This is a genomic window from Paenibacillus sp. 8b26 (assembly GCF_050626875.1).
In the GTDB taxonomy this organism is placed as follows: Bacteria; Bacillota; Bacilli; order Paenibacillales; family Paenibacillaceae; genus Paenibacillus.
Genome location: NZ_CP192445.1, coordinates 406,126 through 424,823, shown reverse-complemented (window position 1 = coordinate 424,823; position 18,698 = coordinate 406,126). Strand labels below are relative to the sequence as shown.

General features: G+C 44.7%; 17 protein-coding genes. 10 read left to right on the top strand and 7 right to left on the bottom strand.

The features are described 5' to 3' along the window. Window positions 1-65 precede the first annotated feature (65 nt). The 3 genes from ACQ4MX_RS01820 (at window position 66) to ACQ4MX_RS01810 (ending at window position 5,010) form a co-directional block, all read left to right on the top strand. A complete protein-coding gene (locus tag ACQ4MX_RS01820) occupies window positions 66-1,355 on the top strand; it encodes a glycoside hydrolase family 27 protein (RefSeq protein ID WP_431088991.1) in 1,290 nt (429 codons plus the stop codon). A 409-nt stretch (window positions 1,356-1,764) separates the two neighbouring features. Further along, window positions 1,765-2,808 carry a carbohydrate kinase family protein gene (locus ACQ4MX_RS01815; RefSeq protein WP_431088989.1) on the top strand — a complete coding sequence of 348 codons (1,044 nt, stop codon included), beginning with the start codon at window positions 1,765-1,767 and terminating at the stop codon, window positions 2,806-2,808. Between the two features lie 495 nt (window positions 2,809-3,303). Continuing rightward, a complete protein-coding gene (locus tag ACQ4MX_RS01810; RefSeq protein WP_431088987.1) occupies window positions 3,304-5,010 on the top strand; it encodes a proline--tRNA ligase in 1,707 nt (568 codons plus the stop codon). Window positions 5,011-5,119: 109 nt separating this feature from the next. Here the strand turns inward: ACQ4MX_RS01810 and ACQ4MX_RS01805 are convergent, their stop codons facing one another. Both ACQ4MX_RS01805 and ACQ4MX_RS01800 read right to left on the bottom strand, forming a co-directional pair. Continuing rightward, a complete protein-coding gene (locus ACQ4MX_RS01805) occupies window positions 5,120-5,884 on the bottom strand; it encodes a spermidine synthase (RefSeq protein WP_431091239.1) in 765 nt (254 codons plus the stop codon). 27 nt (window positions 5,885-5,911) lie between these two features. Further along, window positions 5,912-6,835: an alkaline phosphatase family protein gene (locus tag ACQ4MX_RS01800; protein ID WP_431091238.1), complete on the bottom strand. Its 924-nt coding sequence runs from the start codon at window positions 6,833-6,835 to the stop codon at window positions 5,912-5,914. A 202-nt stretch (window positions 6,836-7,037) separates the two neighbouring features. Here ACQ4MX_RS01800 and ACQ4MX_RS01795 point away from each other — a divergent pair, with 202 nt between their 5' ends. Next, a complete protein-coding gene (locus tag ACQ4MX_RS01795) occupies window positions 7,038-7,709 on the top strand; it encodes a response regulator transcription factor (RefSeq protein WP_431088985.1) in 672 nt (223 codons plus the stop codon). Beyond that, window positions 7,706-9,112 (top strand): HAMP domain-containing sensor histidine kinase, encoded by a 1,407-nt coding sequence (locus ACQ4MX_RS01790; protein WP_431088984.1) that lies wholly within the window; start codon window positions 7,706-7,708, stop codon window positions 9,110-9,112. Before ACQ4MX_RS01795 ends, ACQ4MX_RS01790 begins: the two co-directional genes overlap by 4 nt. Window positions 9,113-9,176: 64 nt before the next feature. Here the strand turns inward: ACQ4MX_RS01790 and ACQ4MX_RS01785 are convergent, their stop codons facing one another. Continuing rightward, the gene (locus tag ACQ4MX_RS01785; RefSeq protein WP_431088982.1) at window positions 9,177-9,788 is read right to left on the bottom strand and encodes an undecaprenyl-diphosphatase; all 612 of its coding nucleotides are present in this window, start codon (window positions 9,786-9,788) and stop codon (window positions 9,177-9,179) included. 226 nt (window positions 9,789-10,014) lie between these two features. Here ACQ4MX_RS01785 and ACQ4MX_RS01780 point away from each other — a divergent pair, with 226 nt between their 5' ends. The 3 genes from ACQ4MX_RS01780 (at window position 10,015) to ACQ4MX_RS01770 (ending at window position 12,491) form a co-directional block, all read left to right on the top strand. After that, the gene (locus ACQ4MX_RS01780) at window positions 10,015-10,734 is read left to right on the top strand and encodes a YebC/PmpR family DNA-binding transcriptional regulator (RefSeq protein ID WP_025686422.1); all 720 of its coding nucleotides are present in this window, start codon (window positions 10,015-10,017) and stop codon (window positions 10,732-10,734) included. 194 nt (window positions 10,735-10,928) lie between these two features. Beyond that, window positions 10,929-11,513 (top strand): TetR/AcrR family transcriptional regulator, encoded by a 585-nt coding sequence (locus ACQ4MX_RS01775; protein WP_431088980.1) that lies wholly within the window; start codon window positions 10,929-10,931, stop codon window positions 11,511-11,513. 123 nt (window positions 11,514-11,636) lie between these two features. Then, on the top strand, window positions 11,637-12,491 hold the full coding sequence (locus ACQ4MX_RS01770; RefSeq protein ID WP_431088978.1) for an ergot alkaloid biosynthesis protein: 855 nt from the start codon (window positions 11,637-11,639) through the stop codon (window positions 12,489-12,491). 68 nt (window positions 12,492-12,559) lie between these two features. Here the strand turns inward: ACQ4MX_RS01770 and ACQ4MX_RS01765 are convergent, their stop codons facing one another. After that, a complete protein-coding gene (locus tag ACQ4MX_RS01765; protein ID WP_431088977.1) occupies window positions 12,560-14,281 on the bottom strand; it encodes a hypothetical protein in 1,722 nt (573 codons plus the stop codon). Between the two features lie 279 nt (window positions 14,282-14,560). After that, window positions 14,561-15,397: a COG4705 family protein gene (locus tag ACQ4MX_RS01760; protein ID WP_431088975.1), complete on the bottom strand. Its 837-nt coding sequence runs from the start codon at window positions 15,395-15,397 to the stop codon at window positions 14,561-14,563. A gap of 235 nt (window positions 15,398-15,632) precedes the next feature. Between ACQ4MX_RS01760 and ACQ4MX_RS01755 the strand changes: the two genes are divergently transcribed. After that, entirely contained in the window at window positions 15,633-15,929 is a 297-nt protein-coding gene (locus ACQ4MX_RS01755; protein WP_431091237.1) for a sensor histidine kinase, read from the top strand. Further along, on the top strand, window positions 15,926-16,525 hold the full coding sequence (locus ACQ4MX_RS01750) for a response regulator transcription factor (RefSeq protein WP_431088973.1): 600 nt from the start codon (window positions 15,926-15,928) through the stop codon (window positions 16,523-16,525). Before ACQ4MX_RS01755 ends, ACQ4MX_RS01750 begins: the two co-directional genes overlap by 4 nt. A 137-nt stretch (window positions 16,526-16,662) precedes the next feature. On the opposite strand, the gene ACQ4MX_RS01745 is transcribed toward ACQ4MX_RS01750, so the two are convergent. Beyond that, window positions 16,663-17,631, bottom strand: coding sequence for an NlpC/P60 family protein (locus ACQ4MX_RS01745; RefSeq protein WP_431088971.1), 969 nt, complete (start codon window positions 17,629-17,631; stop codon window positions 16,663-16,665). Window positions 17,632-17,837: 206 nt separating this feature from the next. Beyond that, entirely contained in the window at window positions 17,838-18,593 is a 756-nt protein-coding gene (locus tag ACQ4MX_RS01740) for a COG4705 family protein (protein ID WP_431088969.1), read from the bottom strand. Window positions 18,594-18,698 lie beyond the last annotated feature (105 nt).

Genomic DNA, 18,698 nt, shown 5'->3' with positions numbered 1-18,698 from the left:
ACCGTAGTGACGAGGTGGATTTTGGCAGCAGGATGAGTATTCTTATGATGAAAGGATGAATCGGAATGAAGCATCATTTGACAGCGCATACACCGCCTATGGGGTGGAATAGCTGGGATTGCTACGGCGCAGCAGTGCGTGAGGAAGAAGTGCGGGGAAATGCGCAGTATATGGCGGAACACTTGAAGGACTACGGTTGGGAATATATCGTGGTAGATATTCAGTGGTATGAGCCGGGAGCTGTATCTTCACAGTATCGTTCTTTCGTTCCACTGGAAATGGATTCATTTTCGCGCCTTATTCCAGCGGCGAATCGATTTCCTTCCGCAGCGGATGGACACGGCTTCCAGGCTCTTGCGGATTATGTACACAGTCTGGGCTTGAAATTCGGTATACATATGATGAGAGGAATTCCGAGACAGGCGGTGCATCAGGATACGCCGATTTTGGGGACCCAGGCAACAGCGAGACAGATTGCGCATCCCAACTCCATTTGTCCCTGGAATACAGATATGTATGGGGTAGATGCTACCAAGGAAGGCGCACAGGAATATTATAATTCGCTGTTTGACCTGTACGCGGAATGGGGTGTCGATTTTGTCAAAGTGGATGACATTGCCGCTTCCCGACTCTATGATACTCACTTGGCGGAAATTGAATTGATTAGGCAGGCCATCGCCCAATGCGGACGTCCGATGGTTTTGAGTCTGTCGCCCGGTCCGGCACCGCTGGAGCATGCATCCGAATTAATCGCCAACGCCAATATGTGGCGCATGACCGACGATTTCTGGGATGTATGGCCTTTGCTGCACGGCATGTTTGAGCGCTGTGAGAAGTGGGCAGAGCACGTGGGCCCTGGCCACTGGCCGGATTGCGACATGCTGCCACTGGGTCATCTGGGTATTCGATCGGTAGATTCTGTAGATTCCGGTAGCCATGACCGCTGGACACGCTTTACGAAGGATGAACAACTGACGATGATGACCTTGTGGAGTATTTTCCGGTCCCCTCTGATGTTTGGGGGAGAACTGCGGGATAACGATGCATGGACACTTTCTCTGCTGACCAATGAAGAGGTGCTGGATGCTCACCGCAACGGCTTGGATGCGCAGCAGGTGTACAGAAAGGATGAGCATATCGTCTGGACTTCGCATAACGAGGAAGGTCACATATATGCGGCTTTGTTTAATGCTGGAGATGAAGCTTCGCGGGTCCGTGTATCGCTGCAAGACCTTGGCATTGAAGGACAGACAAGTGGCAGAGACTTATGGAACCGTGTGGATCTGGGCACTTTAGAGCTAGAATTGTCCGCAGATTTACCCCCTCATGGAGCCGCTTTATTTAGGTTAAAATAGTTATCATGCAATGATTGAATTGATCTTAGATGTTCTAAATGAAATCGCTCTTTTAAAGTGGACAGTAGAACTTCCATTTTACTACGGGCGATTTTTTTGTTTGGCTATGTGAACATTTTGTTATATTATGATACAAATAAGTGGAGAGATATGTATTGCAAAAAACATAGATATTGAAAAATATTATATATCTCATAACAAGGTTTAAACAAACTTTTTTGAATTGTGTTTAGCCTTGTATGTATCTTAAGGACTAATTTGATGAACTCGACATTATTCTCAGGAATTTGACATTGGAAACGTGCTAATTTTATAAAGCGACAATTTATAAAGCCAACAATTTTAATGAAAGTAAATTGATTACAAATATATCATCCAATGCGAACGGACTCGCGAAAGGAGTCAAGTAATGAGTTTTAAACAGCTCAATAAAAATGGCCAGAACGAGCCTTGGCCTGTTCGAAAACATATATTATGTATCGGGGGGGCCAATATTGACCGTAAAATTATAATTAAAGGTACATTTCAGCTTCACACCTCCAATCCAAGCAGCACCAGACAGCAATCTTGCGGAGGGGTAGCTCGGAATGTGGCTGAAAATTTGGGACGTCTGAGGCAGTGGGTCAGTCTGCTGACCGCAGTTGGAGATGATGCGGAAGGTGAATTTGTAGTTGAACAGTCCAACCGTTACATCCACGTGGCCCCTCTTCAAGTCAAAGGCGAACCATCTACCGGGGTCTACACCGCTCTGCTGGACGAGCAGGGTGAAATGATTGTAGCAACTGCAGAAATGGAGATTTACGACCAGATCAGTGCCTCAGCTATCCTTGATAATGCCCCTTTGATCACCTCATCCGGATTGGTGCTGCTGGATACCAATTTTTCCGCGAACGTACTTGCTTCCACAATCCGATTATGCCACGAACATCAAGTTCCGTTGGTTGTTTCTTCTGTATCGGCCTCCAAAATGAGAAAGCTGCCCCGTAATCTGAATGGAGTAGAATGGCTGGTATGTAATGTTGTGGAGGCAGAAGCTTATTTGGAATTGAAGATAACTGATGATCAGCAGATGTTGAAGGCGGCGCAAGTTTTTCATAAGCTCGGAGTTAAACATGTCGTTCTTACTGGTGGTGCAGACAGCGTCTTATTTGCATCTCAAGGTGAAACTCACGGACAAATTCCCGTGCAGCCTGTTCAAGGAATCGTTGATGTCACGGGCGCAGGCGATGCTTTTATTGCCGGGATGATGTATGGAATTATTCAAGGCTATCCGATGGAACAAATTTGCCAATTTGGAATCAGTTGTGCCGTATTAACGCTTCAAACCGACCGGACAGTTTCAGACACGCTCTCTTCGAATATACTCCGTTCCAAGTTCAACGAGCTGTATGGCAGGTATGCGCAAAACTTTGTGGTTTATAAGGGTGTGTATTTTAAAAAGAAAGATACATAAACCAGTATTTGTTCAAGGTATGTTCGAGGTCCATTCAGAATGGTATAAGGAGCAGGTTGCCTGATGAATAACGTGAGATACGTCGTCGTTTTTTGAGAAGCAATGACGGGGTGTTGACACGTTCGCTGAACCGTTTCATGTCCTGGATGAATTCCAAAAAAGCTCCTTGACCACGGCTTTCGTTTCGTGTAAGATAACAAAAAATTGTAATATACAGGAATAGTGTAGACCAAGGATCAAAGGTTCAACAATCGCCGTACAGAGAAGAAACCCATGGGCTGAAAGGTTTCTCCGCCGCGAATGGACGTTTTCCTGCCTTGTGAGCTGTAGCGGAATGTATTTTAAACCGTTACCGGTTAGACGCCGTTATCTGATGAAGGGCCGTTCCATACTATGGATATGGTCAAATTAAGGGTGGTACCACGACGCATTCGTCCCTGACGGATGTGTCTTTTTTGCGTACATTTTATCGTCCATACAAGGAGGCAGCCACACATGCGCCAAAGTCGATTATTACTGACAACGTTACGTGAATCGCCCGCAGAAGCCGAAGTGATCAGTCATCAGCTTATGCTGCGTGCAGGGTTGATCCGGCAACTCGCAGCCGGAGTGTATAGCTACATGCCACTTGGAAGACGCGTTCTCCGGAAAGTGGAGCAAATCGTACGGGATGAAATGGATCGTGCAGGGGCTGGGGAGCTGTTAATGCCTGCATTGCAGCCTGCCGAGCTGTGGCAAGAATCAGGGAGATACGATGTGTACGGTCCAGAGCTGATACGTCTTCAAGACCGGCATGGTCGGGAATTCGCTTTGGGTCCTACTCATGAAGAGGTCATTACGTCATTAGTACGGAATGAAGTGAACTCCTATCGAAAATTACCTGTAACGCTATATCAAATTCAAACCAAATTCCGAGATGAACGACGTCCACGATTTGGCTTGCTTCGTAGCAGAGAGTTTTTGATGAAGGATGCCTATTCGTTTGATGCTAGCTGGGAAGGGCTGGATCAAGCTTATTGGACCATGTTTAAGGCCTATCATCGTATTTTTACCCGTTGTGGCCTGAACTTTCGCGCAGTTGAAGCAGATGCGGGTGCTATTGGCGGCGAAGGCGGAACACATGAATTTATGGCGCTGGCTGACATTGGAGAGGATACGATAGCCGCTTGTACCTGCTGTGACTATGCTGCTAATCTTGAAAAAGCCGAGCCACGGAGAATGGAAAAATCAGAAGCATTAACTGCCGCAGATAAAATGGAAAAGTTTCATACTCCAGGGTTGCGCACGATAGATCAACTGGTTGAATCGCTGCAAATACAGCCAAAAGATATGATCAAAACACTGATTTATATGAGTGACGATCAACCCATTGCTGTAGTCGTCAGGGGAGATCATGAGGTCAACGAAGTGAAATTAAAACATATTTTAGGTAGTGAAAAATTCGAAATAGCAAATTCAGATGCCGTATCAAAGGCGACTGGAACCCCCTCGGGCTTCGTAGGCCCATGCGGCTTGACGATCCCTGTGTGGGTGGATTACTCCGTCGTTCAAATGTCCAGTGGCATCGCAGGCGCGAACGAGCTGGAAACCCATTATCGGCATGTGAATCCAAAACGCGATATGGATCTTCGCCATGTGGCGGATTTACGCAACGTCATGGAAGGGGAACCATGTCCTCGCTGTGACAAAGGGAAGTTGAAGTTTCATCGTGGGATTGAGATTGGACAAGTGTTTAAACTGGGCACTAAATACAGCGAGAAGCTGGGCGCGACTTTTCTGGATGCGTCCGGAACAGATCAGGCGATGATTATGGGCTGCTACGGCATTGGCATTTCCCGAATCCTTTCTGCCATTGTGGAGCAAAATCACGATCAGAACGGAATCATATGGCCCCATGCGCTGGCACCGTTTCAAGTTCATATTATTCCGATCTCTGTTAAAGACAGCTTGCAAATGCAGATGGCCGAGGATTTGTATAACCAGCTACAGGATCTCGGCGTGGAAGTGTTGATGGATGATCGGGAGGAACGCCCCGGGGTTAAATTCAAAGATTCGGATTTAGTGGGTATTCCCGTACGCATCGTCGTTGGTAAAGATGCTGAGCACGGGAAAATAGAGTTAGTGGAGCGAAGAACCAGCAACAAAGAAACCATTCATATCCAAGATATAGAGCGACGGATATTGGAACTTATTCAGCAATAGTCACTCGGCTTAATAAATTACAAGCCTGCACTCTATACGGTTCTACAATCCAATACGCCCGGACTACAATCGTTTGGGCGTATCTTTACCAACAATTATTGTACAAGCATTACGTGTCTGTGTCCTGTAGAATGTGACCTTCTCCAAGTGCAATCTCATTAAATCCTGCCATATGACGTGCCTGAAACCGGATTGGCTTGTCCCGACCTATCATAATGATATTTTGAATGTCGGCAGCGCCTTCCGAGGGGAGGGAGAAAGCTGTGACATAAGCGAATTCCTCACGCAACGTTGTATGAATGGCATTCATCAAATGATCATGCTCACTTTTGCCCATTACATTCATGATCACGGAGCCTTCGAAATCCAGCTTTTCTTTGGCCATCCTGAAAAATTCCCGGGATATTAAATGTGACGGCGTTCCCTGATCTGTGAAGGCGTCCAAAATAATATAATCATATGCATCCGGCGCTTCCTTCTCCAACATGCAACGTCCATCACCAACGGTCACGTTGTCCTTATCATATCCAAAGAATGTTCGACTGAACTCCACGACTTGTGCATCCAGCTCGGCAATCTTGAAGCGTTTATCTGTAAAATGACCCGCAATCGTACCTATACCATGCCCAATCACAAACACGTCTTCAAATGACGGATCGTTCAGCTCCATCAGATGGATGATGGCTCTTGGATATTCGAACAGAATGCGCTGCGGATGATTCAAATCCACCGCGCCTTGTACGGCTGCATTTGAAAACTGCATCACCCGGAATAATCCCTTTTCACCATACAGCTCTGTGGTGTCGTATATCGTTATTTCATGATTATTGCTAAGCTTTTTGTATAGTACCTCCAAATGATCTATCTCCTTCAAGTCATACTCCACCATCATATTAGACATTTATGAGCCTGTTGTCCATATATTAAGCAGCGGTGCCGTTCTGCTCTTGCCCAGCAGCTCCAATCCGTATAATTGTTCGATCATGCGCAGCACGGAGAAATGATTGCTTTTCCAGTTGTAAGGGCCGTTTTTCAAATGAGGACCTATAATCATAGTCGGGATTTTGTTTTTACTGCTCATGTCATCTTCGTCCCATGTTACGATTAAAAGACTGTTATGCTGCGGCGCCCAGCGGGCATAAGAGGACAAGTGAGCTTGCAGCCATTGATCCGCTTCCCGAATCGTGCCGTCGTGCATATCGTGGTTCAGGTTGGGAATGACAAAAGAAACAGTCGGCAACTGATTAAAATTTTGCGGAAAGCTGGTTAAAGGCATATTGATCGAGGCAGGCAGGTTGGTGAAATTCACCCACGGATTATGTTTTCTTGCATACAGGGTTTTCAGATCATAAGGGCCTGTAAATCCGGTTTTGGGCAATCCCTCTGAGTAGCCCCCAAACGTATATCCATGTTTCATAAGCTCCAATGCCAGATTGTTGGCGTTCATCTTCTTGGGAGTCAGATCATTGTTCACCCCGTGATTGGAACCGGAAAACAGATCCAGATAGTTCGGTTGACTCGGGTGTTCGATCGCATAATGATTCATCAGAGAGACACCGTTTTTCATCAGGTCATTCATAAAGGGCGCGGAGGAATTGCCTGATATTTTTTTTGACGAATGATTTTCTTCCACAACAATGACGATATGATCCATACGGTGCGGAGATTTGGCGGCATTGGACTGCGTCGTTTCAGACTTGACGGGTGTGACCGCCAAAGCCGAGGGTTGAACGCCCTTAGCGTCAGAACGGTTCGTAAACCAGCCGGAATGAGACATTATACAAAAGGCTGCCGTTAGAGCGATGGCGGTCAACAGTATTTTCATTTTCAACAGAGGAACCTCATTTCATGATAAATTGATCACAGAACTGTGTTCATAGATTCATGATTAAGCTTACTCAGGACACATTAAAATATCATGAGAAAAATAAAATGAAAAGATCATTATTTTTTAATGTACATAGAGTAAACTGGTTTCTATATCAAGCATACTAGGAAAAGACGCCCCAAGCATAGAAAGGATAGCTATGAAGAAGATACTGCTGATCGAAGATGAGAAAAATTTGGCCCGTTTCATTGAGCTGGAACTAAAGCATGAATCTTACGAGGTAACCGTCAACTATGAAGGGCGGAAGGGGCTGGAGTCTGCGTTAAACGAGGAGTGGGATATCATCCTGTTGGATTTAATGCTCCCAGGCCTCAACGGAATCGAAGTATGCCGACGGATTCGCAAAACGAAACAAACTCCGATCATTATGCTAACTGCCAGAGACGGTGTGATGGACAAAGTAATGGGGCTGGACAGCGGCGCAGATGACTACATCCCCAAGCCTTTTGCCATTGAGGAGTTGCTGGCACGGATGCGTTCTTTGCTGCGACGCAGTGGTTCTGTGGAGGATACCACCCAGATTATCTACAATGGACTGGTGCTGGACAGCGAGGCCCGCGTTCTGACAAAAGACCAGAAAATTGTAGAATTGACGAAGCGTGAATTTGATCTGCTGTCCATATTAATGCAGAATATTGGGCGCGTTATGACCCGGGAGAGATTACTGGAGCTCATATGGGGCTATGATTCAGAGGTGGAGACGAATGTCGTCGATGTGTATATTCGATACCTGCGAAGCAAAATCGACGAGCCTGGAGAACCGAGCTTTATTCAGACACTACGCGGATTGGGGTATGTGATCCGAAAATGACAACGTTAAAATCCATATTCTCCCGGTTGCCTATTCGTTGGAAATTGGCGGTGTGGTCTTCGTTGCTGCTATGCATTTTGTTTGTTTTGTACAACGGTGTCCAATATTTTACGATTAACCAATGGATGATCAGCGAGGGAGAAGTGAGTATCCGCAAGAGTATGAATGAAATCCAAAGTTTTTTTCAGGAAAAACACATGTCCGCACAGGAAATCGTGAACAATCGACGATTTATTGAGGATATGAATGATCCGCATCAAATGATCCGAATTTTGAATGAGCAAGGAGCCCCGCTATTGAGTGTCAGTGACGAAATGCCTGAGGATTGGTTTCCGCCGCAAACAGCGCAAAGCACCAGGATTATGACTGCATGGCATCTGGAGGATCAGGTCTTGATCATGCGAAGTCCGCTGAATTCAGGTCGCTTTAAGGGAACGGTTGAAATCATCAATAACATGGAAAATTTAGAGAAGGTGAGTGACAAAATAAAGGGTGTCATGATTATGGGCGGTATAGGTGCTATTGTTTTAAGCGCCCTAGGAGGAATTTTTCTTTCACGCCAGTTAATTCGGCCGATTCAGTCCATGACGGATACGATGACAAGAATACGGAAAAAAGGGCTGCATGAGGAACGTGTCCAAGTATCCGATAACAATGACGAGCTGTCAAATCTGGGAAGAGTGTTTAATGGGCTGATTGATCAGTTGGAGCGTTCTTTCCTACAGCAGAAGCAGTTTGTTGAGGATGCCTCCCATGAATTACGTACACCCATTTCGATTATTGAAGGCCATATCTCTTTATTGAACCGCTGGGGCAAACACGATCCGGCCATATTGGACGAGTCGCTTAGTGTGTCTGTCCAGGAGCTTGAGCGTTTGAAAGGCATTGTAAACGATCTCCTGGAGTTGACACGGGCCGAATCGGGAACTTCTGAACAGAATGTGCCTACAATAGATATCCGTCACACCGTTCAGTATACGCTCACCAATTTTGCAATGCTGCATCCTGATATGATATTCCGGGAGGAACTGACTCCCCTCGAAAAGGTGCAGATTCACATCACACCTCAGCATCTGGAACAACTGTTACTGATCGTGCTGGATAACGCCGTTAAATATTCTGGCTCTTCGAAAGAAATCCTTGTAACGGGGACGCTGGAACGAGACGAGGTTTATATTCATATTACCGATTATGGAATCGGAATTCCGGCGGAGGACTTGCCTTATTTATTCGACCGATTTTATCGGGTGGATAAGGCCAGAAGCCGCGAGCAGGGTGGGACAGGTTTGGGCCTTGCGATAGCCAAGCAGCTGGTCAAGCGATATAACGGTGACATCAGAGTAAGCAGTATTGAACATATAGGGACAACTGTAGCGCTTTGTTTTCCGGCGTACAGGGTCTGAACATATTGGATAAATTAAAGAAGCCCTATAAACCATATCCATGGTTTATGGGGCTTAATCACACTTAAGCATCCTCAGATTGGGGTTTTGTCGATTTGCTCCAAATTTTATGTTCTACTTTTTCGTACAGTTTCAGGCACGAGTCTGCCAGTTGCTGAGGACGTTTGAAACGCAGAAGCAGATATCGGGTACTAACTGCACACAAGGTGCCAATCAGCGCACCGGCCGCAATATCTGACGGGTAATGAACGCCAGCCCAGATACGGGAAAAACCGATAAGTAAAGCTGCGATGAGCCAGGACAATCTAAACCTCTTACCGTACAGCCAAAACGTGACCGCCAGCGCAAAAGCTCCAATGGCGTGGTCGCTCGGGAAGGAGGCATTGGCCGGGTGCTTGATTAGCTGAATGACGGCGTGGGTGACGAAGGGACGATCCCGGTACACAAGATGACCGATAATAAAGCTGATCCCCATGCCCAGACATACGGATACCACCGCTGATATGATCATTTTCCGGTTGAGTTTATTTCTTGAAAACCAGTACAGGAGCAAGGCCAAGGCGAATACATATTGGGCATCTTCGGCGAAAAAACGCATCAGCCCATTCAAAACAGAAAAGCTATTCGCTTGTTCATTAATGAAGTGGAAAATCTGATAGTCCAGGTTAGATAACATATTAGAGATTACTCCTTTTCTTATATGATTCAAAAGTTGAAAGTAATATGATCTTAACTCTTGAACATGGGAGCACCTTTAGATGAAAATTAGAATTCCATGAGAAAAGGAGATAATTTTATCACTAAATCCTTTGAACTTGTTCAAGTGTCCTTTAGGAGATATAATATACAAGGATATAATGAATACCGTTGTGTATATTCATATAGAAAGAGAGCGGGATATTATGGGACGTAAGTGGAACAATATTAAAGAAAAAAAGGCATCCAAGGATGCCAATACGAGTCGTATATATGCTAAATTTGGCGTAGAAATTTATGTAGCAGCCAAACAGGGTGAGCCTGATCCTGAATCCAATCGGGTATTAAGAGTCGTACTAGAACGTGCAAAAACGTACAATGTACCGAAAGCCATCATTGACCGCGCTATTGAAAAAGCAAAAGGTGCCGGGGATGAAAACTATGTTGAGCTTCGCTATGAAGGCTTCGGACCGAACGGTTCCATGGTCATTGTAGATGCACTTACCAATAACGTAAACCGTACGGCATCTGATGTTCGTTCTGCTTTTACTAAAAATGGCGGCAGTCTGGGTGTAAGCGGATCTGTAGCCTACATGTTTGATTCAACGGCGGTTATTGGTCTGGTAGGTAAAACCGCAGATGAAGTGTTGGAGCTGTTGATGGAGGCAGATGTAGAGGTACGTGATATCATCGAAGAAGATGAGGCTGTTATCGTATATGCTGAGCCTGACCAGTTTCATGCTGTGCAGGAAGCTTTCAAGCAGGCGGGAGTTACAGAATTTACAGTGGCCGAACTTACCATGCTTGCCCAAAATGATATTACTCTTCCAGAAGATGCACAGCTTCAATTTGATAAATTGATTGATGCATTAGAAGATTTGGAAGACGTTCAGCAGGTTTACCATAATGTAGATTCTGATGAATAGCTTCAAGCTGAACCACCTGAATTCGTACGACAAAAAAACATCGTATTCCAATACGGTGTTTTTTTGCGTATTTGCAGCCATTTCTGTGTAATTAGGCAACGACCTCGGTTTGTTGAATGGGAGAATAGACTTTTTTTTCTTGACTGATTAGTCTGATAAAAGTATGATCTTAGGCAAGGTGGTGAACATGGGGATTGGGAAGAGCTAAAGAATTTGATACGGAGAGTGTACTGCGAAAAGCCATGGCTGTATTTGGAGAGCATGGTTATGAGGGAACTTCTCTGACGATTTTACTGGATCAGTTGGGTATAGCACGGCAGAGTCTTTATGATACCTACGGAACGAAATATGATTTATTCTTCTCGGCTATTCAGCTCTCTATAGGGGACAAAACCGAAGCCGTAGTTCATCTTCTAAGTCAACCAGGGAGCATTAAGGAGGCCATAGCGATGATTTTTAATGAATCTGTCAGGGTTTTGACGGACCCCAAGCTATCCAAAGAATGCTTTATTATGAACAGTGCTATTGAACAGATTCCGCATCATCATGAAATCAAAGTTTTTATATCTGCGAGTACAGAAAGGCTTGAACTTGCTTTCTACAACGCCCTGGTCCGTGCTCATAAAGAGGGAGAGATTCATTCCATGGAGTCTGAGCTACGGTCGATCGCCAGATTTCTAAATCATGCCCGGCTATCGTTGACATTTACCGCCAAGACAGGCGCAAGCCCTGAGGTGCTTAAAGATATCGTGCGTACGACGCTGTCGATTTTGGATTGATTTTTTATGAGCGCTCTATAGCGTTTATTTTTTTGATAATTCCGGACCGATTAGTCAAATTTTTTTAGAAATTCTAGACTGTTTAGTCTGAAAAATTTCGTTTTCGATAAGGAGAAAAGTCCAATGACAAACAAAAATATAACATTGATTACAGGGGCAAGCGGTAAAACCGGTAGTCGCATTGCTGCCAGACTTACGCAGCTTCAGCATCCTGTCCGGTTAGCGGGACGCAGTAACTCGACAAATTTGCCCGGCTCAGATCATATACATTTCGATTGGTACGATGAATCAACACATATAAAAGCGCTGACGAATGTAGATAAAATTTATTTGGTTGTGCCTGTATTGGACGTAAATCCCGCCAAAGTCATGATTCCTTTTATTGAAAAAGCCATCCATGAAGGCGTGAAAAGGTTCGTGCTTCTGGGCAGCGCATCTGTCCCTGCGGATGGCCCGGTATTCGGACCGGTGCATCAAGTCCTCAGCAATTTAGCTCCTGAGTGGACAGTATTACAGCCATCCTATTTCATGCAGAACTTTACCGAAGGTCAGCATGTAAGCACCATCAAAAACACCAGCACGATTTATAGTGCGACAGGGGATGGGAGAGTGGGTTTCGTCAGCGCAGATGACATTGCAGAAGTGGGGGTAAGAGCCCTGATTGACGATAAGCCTCATAACACAGCTCATGTGATTACTGGACCTCATTCGTTGACATATGGTGAAGCTGCTCAGTTTATCGGCCATGTTTTAGGAAAAACGATTCAGCACATCTCGTTGTCTGACGAAGAACTGAAAGTCGGCATGATTCAGGCAGGTATGCCTGCGAGCTACGCTGCCATGCTAGCGGGATTGGATCAAAGGATACGTGAAAATGGAAGTGAAGACCAAGTTACCGATACCGTGGAGCATGTCACTGGGCGCAGCCCGATCTCATTTGATCAGTTTGTGCAAACCCATGTGGGCACCTGGAAGTAAATGTAGGGGCGTCTCAAACAGATCTGATAGCCTGGTTGAGACGCCCTTGTCAGTTGGCGACAGACACTTTACATAATGCTTGATGTTACCTTCCAGTTATTGAAATCATAGGTCCGTCTCTCTCTGTCATAAACCAAATCGAGTTTATTTCCATTATAATTCTGATGCATCCACGGATCATCCAGCAGAGGCCAATTAGCATAATTGACTTCTGCACCCTGAATTTTACGTGAGGTGGCATATACGATTTCCATCTCTTTACCTGTTAATCCTTTGTAATAGACCCGTGGATTGGTATCGTTAATACCGCTGAAATCCACTACGGTTTTCGTCAGCACAGCCTCAGCAAAGCAGTCAAGCTCTCTAATGCAAGAACCGCCTGTGTAGTCCATGAGAGGTGCTGTTTCAACGATGACCGCATTTTTTGCCCCGTCACTTCGCAACGCTCTCTGATAACCTCCGTATTTCCACGATTCCGTGTCATAAGGCCAATCGTAAGGTTGTGCCGTCCTGACAGCCATCAGCATTTTACCTGTATGGAAGAATATCCAGCCGTTCCTATTGAATGGGTCCTGTTCGATCGTTGCTTTGATTCCGTTATATGAAACAGGGCCGTCGATCCATGTATTTGAATTTGTGATATTGTATACCGCAATGAGTGCACCGTCGTCCTGAAGCACTTCCTCCATATTCGTTCCGCCAATCCAATATTCCGAGTTGGACGGATTCAAGTTAATCGGCTCACTGAAGTGTTGCTTCATGAAGAACGTATTTGGTTCGTCACTGTATGTATCTCCCACCCATTTGATGCCCCAACGATGAAGCTGGTTTTGTGCGAGCCGATTGTCCTTTTGACTGAATACGGCGTAATCCGGGGTGATGTAGCTTGTCTTATACGGTTTGTTACTGTTTCTAGGCATCCGTTCCTTATGTGTGTAAGTTGTAGAACGGGCTGTCGCTATACTCTTGAAAATGTCTGGTAACTCGTAGTTCGCAACCGTAAATGGAATCGTGGTAAATTTCAGATTGGTTTCATTGCCGAGATATATCGGCTTACGACTGTCTCCAAACAACATCCACAGTAGCACTGCACTCTCATCAAGTGTATATCCCGGCTCTTGCTGCGCATTATATGTCCTAGCCTGACTGGTCACCCAGTACCCATGCAGCCACTCCCCTACGATACTGGCAAAATACCACTCCAACGTCAGTTTGGCCATATTCCGCAATGTCGCATCTTTCAAGTGTTCAGTAATGAACAATAGCGGTCCTACATGATGGATAAAATATGTTGGGGAGTCGTATTCAAAGTACCCCTGTTTTGTAATTGTGGGAAGTTCGGACAGCAGATAACTTCTGGCGATGGTAGCATAATTCACCGGATAATCTGGCCATTCTTCCGCTCCGACAACCCCGACTGCCGCATACATAAGCCGTTGATTTTCTGTATTTCCCGACAGAGCCGTCCCATCGGCATTCAAAATGTTAAAACTGAGCATTTTTGCTTTTACTTTATCCTTTAATGCGGGTGTGTAATACTCTTTATACTTCATATAAGCTTCCATTACGTTAATTCCCCAGAACATGTCTTTATTCCGATCCAAATGAATGTTGACGTAGGCAAGTCCAGTGCTGATATCTCCTTTGGAAAATTGCGCCATAGCGGCATAACCACCGACCTTTCGGCCCTGATCATACTCACTGTAAGGGTAGCCCAATGCTGCTACATCGTCGATTACGATCAGTTTGCGCTCCTGTAGTGAGCCTGTTAAAATCTCTTTTTTAAACATAATTACAGCCACTCTCCTGATAATGGAATAATAACGGAAAAATAGTATAAATTTAGCGATGTGAGAGAAAGAAAAACCTTAACATAAATTTGGCTGAGGCTTGCGAATTTTAATTGTTAGAAGAGATTATTTGTTGTAATTATAAGGTATTTGGTTATTAATTTCAATATTTTTACTATATTTTTATTGTGAAAATATAGCATTAGAGTCAAGATGCAATCTACCCGGGATTATTCCGGCTATGTCCCGGGTACGTTTTCTTCTATGCTTTTTAGCTGATTATGATGATGGTTGGGTTTGATCTATTCCGGATTTCGCCAGGTAGATCACCAAGATTAAAATAGTTACGAGAAAAATCACACTGGTTCCAGCAGTGCCCAGGCCGAGCCCGCCATCGGCATGAGATTGTGACAGATAATCCCCAAGTGAGGCGCCGAGAGGCCGGGTCACAATGTACGCCATCCAGAAGGACCACACCGCATTGAATTTAAGCCGATAGTGGGCAAACGTTATGATACCAATCAGTGACGCAAACATAAACGCCGACCTCCAATAACCTAAGTCAAGGCCCTCTGATATAAGATCACCAGCCGCTGTACCCAAGGCAAAGGTAAAGAATATCGTTGCCCAGTAGAATATTTCACGCTTGATCGTGTAAATAGAATGAATGGATAATGTTTTTTCGCTTCCATACCAAAGCGTAAAAGTCGCCAGTAGAGCGAGGGCAAAGACGGTTGTCGTAACTTGCAGCGAGATCCCTATGTGATCCACAAGGTTATCTGAAACAAGCGTGCCTACAACACTGACGAGAGTCACTACGAGCCAGTAGATCCCGGGAATATATTTCCGTGACCTGAACTGGAATAGAAGTGTGATGAGTAAGAGAACAACCATGACCACAGTTGTACGAGTCAAACCCCAATGCAGATTGAAGTTCAAAAAGTCGGCAGCGGTTTCTCCCACGGTAGTCGTCATAATCTTAATAATCCAAAAGAAAATGGTGACCTCCGGCACCTTGTTTAGCATTTGCCAGCCTATAGATGGTTTAACCAAACCCTCTGTGGAAGTGGGCCGACTTTCGCTTTTCATGTTCTGATCCCGATCCTCTTGTTTCATTCATAATCCTCCTCATGTTCTGGAAACCTTCTTAAATGCTTCTTCCTCCTGAACAATGTACATAAAGATCATGAAATGATAGTGAGAATTACATGTGAAAAACCATAGAACATTTAAGCTTAGATTAGAAACTGATTAGAAATGAGGGATTTCAATGTATCCACTGCCCTTTCTAGGGGCGGAGGGGGAAATCAACCTGTAGATGGACTTCAAAGCGACTGTTAGTGGTTAATTACTGTATCGTATTCTTCAGGAGGCACTCACCAATGTTATTCGGCATGTGCAAGCGTCCCGGGTTGATATTACAGTCACAGAACATACAGGGAAATTGACCATGATCGTAACTGATAATGGAGGATGGACAGGGGCCAATCAGAATCATTCGGGTTTTGGGCTTTCAGGCATGAAGGCACGATGCGAACGGGCAGGAGGATCTTTAGAGATTCTAACGGCTGATCCGCATGGAATGAAGCTCGTGATTCAGGTGCCGACGGCCGTTGGGAAAACTGAAATGAAAGGTGAAGAGGAATGACAGGACCATTGATCCGGGTAATCCTTGTGGACGATCAGCATTTGGTCCGGCATGGCTTACGATTTATCATTAACGCTCAGGAAGACATGGAAGTAACGGGTGAAGCATCAGGCGGCCGCGAAGCCGTCGAACTGGCGGCACGCGTCCGGCCACATGTGGTGCTGATGGATGTTCAAATGTCAGAAGGGGGAGGAATTGAAGCAACCCATGACATCGTAGACGCTATACCGGATTGCAAGGTTGTCATTCTGACAACATTCGATCAGGAGGATTATGTGTATGATGGCATCCGTGCGGGAGCGATCTTCAGAACTGCGATTGCCGCCAGAGTCATTGGGAAAGCTATCCGTTCAGCGCATGACTTTCGGGCACCAGATCAGATACCGGTTACTATGCTGCCTGAACCATTTACAGATAGGGAACTGGAAGTTTTGCAACAGATGGCTTACGGATTACGTAACGAAGAGATCGCCGCCAGGCTTTATATCGGTGAGAGCACGGTTAAGACACATGTTCATCGAATTCTTCAAAAATGCGCGGTTGAAGATCGCACGCAAGCGGTTGTATTTGCCATTCGTAACGGAATTGTAAAGTAGATAAACACGGAGCGTTCACTGGATTCCACTCGTTGACATTACCGATATGGTGTTGCGCGTGACCAGACGTTCCCCGATATCGTTGGAGCAGTTTGTTAAAACCTATGCGGACACCTGGAACTAAAGCTTATTATCCTTTACAGGATTTCTCTTGCAGTGACATACCGGGTTAACCAATAAGGATCTTTCCAAAAGGTAATTGTTACACCGGGTGGGGATTTATACGTGTTGAGCATTTGACTATTTCCGATATCCAAACCAACATGACCGATACGATTATCTGAATAACGGTCTCTTCTAAAAAAGATTAGATCGCCGGGCTCGATCTGGTTTTGGTTAATGTTTCTGCCTGCGCTTGCCTGGGCACGGCTTGTTCTTGGCAGCACTACACCGTTCCTTCTGAAAATATACTGTATATATGAAGAGCAATCGAACTTTTTGGTTCTTGGATAGGGACCGGCACCGAATTTATACGGTGTACCCCTCAGTTGTCTGCCCAAGGTAATTATGGCAGGTGCCAGTTCCTGATTCTGTTTGGTCTTCACCTTTTTTTTACGTGATGCCTGGGAAGTGAGGGTATTGTTAAAACGGATGGTAGGTATGGTAACTTTGGTTCCGGGCGTAATGGGTTCTTTCAGGTTCTTATTGAAGGATATGAGGCTCTTGACTGTTGTGTTCAGCAATCTGGCGAGTAATTGGAGGGTATCTCCTTTGGCAGTAATTAAAAACCGCCCCGGCTGGCGAACAGTTACCTGTTTTGATTTCATGTTCAAAACAAGATCGACGTTAAATAGACGGTTAATTGAAGTGAAGCTTATAAAACGCTGCTTGTTTATGATCAGGAAAGGATCGATTTCAAACGAGACACCTTCCCGTCGGGCTGTAGCACCTTGTATGGGGATGGTAAGAAATTGGGAACCGTCCGTAACCGACAGGTCTTTCCGATTTGACCTTAAAACATCATACTCGAGAATCTCCAATACACTGCTAAAGGGAAGATAGTTTATCTTATTTTGGTTTATCAAGCGCACACGATTGAACACTCTTCTTCTTCGTACAAAATAATCTCTTTGGAACAAGACGAGTTTTATTTCAAGCTGCTTCACGTCGTCTGCCACCTTTACGAAATTTTATACAGTATATGATTAGGGGAGGGATTGAGTCCGCTCCAGTTATAATGCTACAAAGATATAGGCTGCCGGCTAAAGTCGGAGCCTATATCTTTGTAGCAAAGTAGCTATGGATAACTAATAACGGTACAAGGATGCAGTCGGCGGTTTGGGACAGCTCTTTATATCTGTTCATTAAATGATTAACTTGCGTTTAACTCCGGTGTTTGTTTCATTTTAGAAGCATTTAGAGTAGTGTAGATAATTAAGGCTATAAGAATTGTAACCAGTACCAGCGAAGATCCCATAGTCCCTAAATCCAATCCTCCCTTTGCGTGGGATTTGGTAAGAAGGTCTCCAAATGTCGCTCCAAAAGGACGTGTTAATACAAATGCTAGCCAGAACAGAAAAACTCGTGAAATATTTGTAAAATAAGTTAATAGCAGAATCACACCCAGCAAGCTCCCTATTAAAACCGCTCCTCCTACAAAACCAAGACCGGAGCTATCCGCCAAAAAATCACCTAAAGCAGTACCTAAAGTGTTTGAGAACAAGATGGCAATCCAATAAATCACTTCTACTTTCCGTGTAGTAATATTATTGACGTTCAATGATCGCTCACTAAAATACCAAAATGAAAAAATGGCTAACAATATACATACTAAAATTAATGATCCCGTTGCATAACCCAACCCTAGGCTACGATCCATGTAGTCTGACATGGTCGTGCCAGCAGTGCTCGTTGTAAGAATCACAGTCCAATAAAGAAATGGATGGTACTTCTTAGAAGAAAGCTGAAAAATAAGACTAATCAAAAAAATACTAAACAAAATCATGGAACTAATGGCATAGCCTACATTAAGGGTTTGTGACAATAAGTCACCTGCGGTTTCACCCAGCGTAGTAGCGCAAATCTTCATAATCCAAAAAAAGGCCGTGACTTGTGCAATTTTTTGCATCTTTCATTTCTCACTCCCCGAATTTTAACAGCCTTTTATTTTTATAAAGTGCTATTTGCTTTAATATATCCGGAGATAATTAAATTCACATTAGAAAGCAGTAAG

Coding starts and splice junctions, on each gene's coding strand:
- ACQ4MX_RS01740 (WP_431088969.1), bottom strand. CDS start 18,593: ATGCAAAAAATTGCACAAGTCACGGCCTTTTTTTGGATTATGAAGATT.
- ACQ4MX_RS01765 (WP_431088977.1), bottom strand. CDS start 14,281: ATGTTTAAAAAAGAGATTTTAACAGGCTCACTACAGGAGCGCAAACTG.
- ACQ4MX_RS01785 (WP_431088982.1), bottom strand. CDS start 9,788: ATGTTATCTAACCTGGACTATCAGATTTTCCACTTCATTAATGAACAA.
- ACQ4MX_RS01780 (WP_025686422.1), top strand. CDS start 10,015: ATGGGACGTAAGTGGAACAATATTAAAGAAAAAAAGGCATCCAAGGAT.
- ACQ4MX_RS01770 (WP_431088978.1), top strand. CDS start 11,637: ATGACAAACAAAAATATAACATTGATTACAGGGGCAAGCGGTAAAACC.
- ACQ4MX_RS01810 (WP_431088987.1), top strand. CDS start 3,304: ATGCGCCAAAGTCGATTATTACTGACAACGTTACGTGAATCGCCCGCA.
- ACQ4MX_RS01790 (WP_431088984.1), top strand. CDS start 7,706: ATGACAACGTTAAAATCCATATTCTCCCGGTTGCCTATTCGTTGGAAA.
- ACQ4MX_RS01820 (WP_431088991.1), top strand. CDS start 66: ATGAAGCATCATTTGACAGCGCATACACCGCCTATGGGGTGGAATAGC.
- ACQ4MX_RS01800 (WP_431091238.1), bottom strand. CDS start 6,835: ATGAAAATACTGTTGACCGCCATCGCTCTAACGGCAGCCTTTTGTATA.
- ACQ4MX_RS01795 (WP_431088985.1), top strand. CDS start 7,038: ATGAAGAAGATACTGCTGATCGAAGATGAGAAAAATTTGGCCCGTTTC.
- ACQ4MX_RS01750 (WP_431088973.1), top strand. CDS start 15,926: ATGACAGGACCATTGATCCGGGTAATCCTTGTGGACGATCAGCATTTG.
- ACQ4MX_RS01815 (WP_431088989.1), top strand. CDS start 1,765: ATGAGTTTTAAACAGCTCAATAAAAATGGCCAGAACGAGCCTTGGCCT.
- ACQ4MX_RS01760 (WP_431088975.1), bottom strand. CDS start 15,397: ATGAAACAAGAGGATCGGGATCAGAACATGAAAAGCGAAAGTCGGCCC.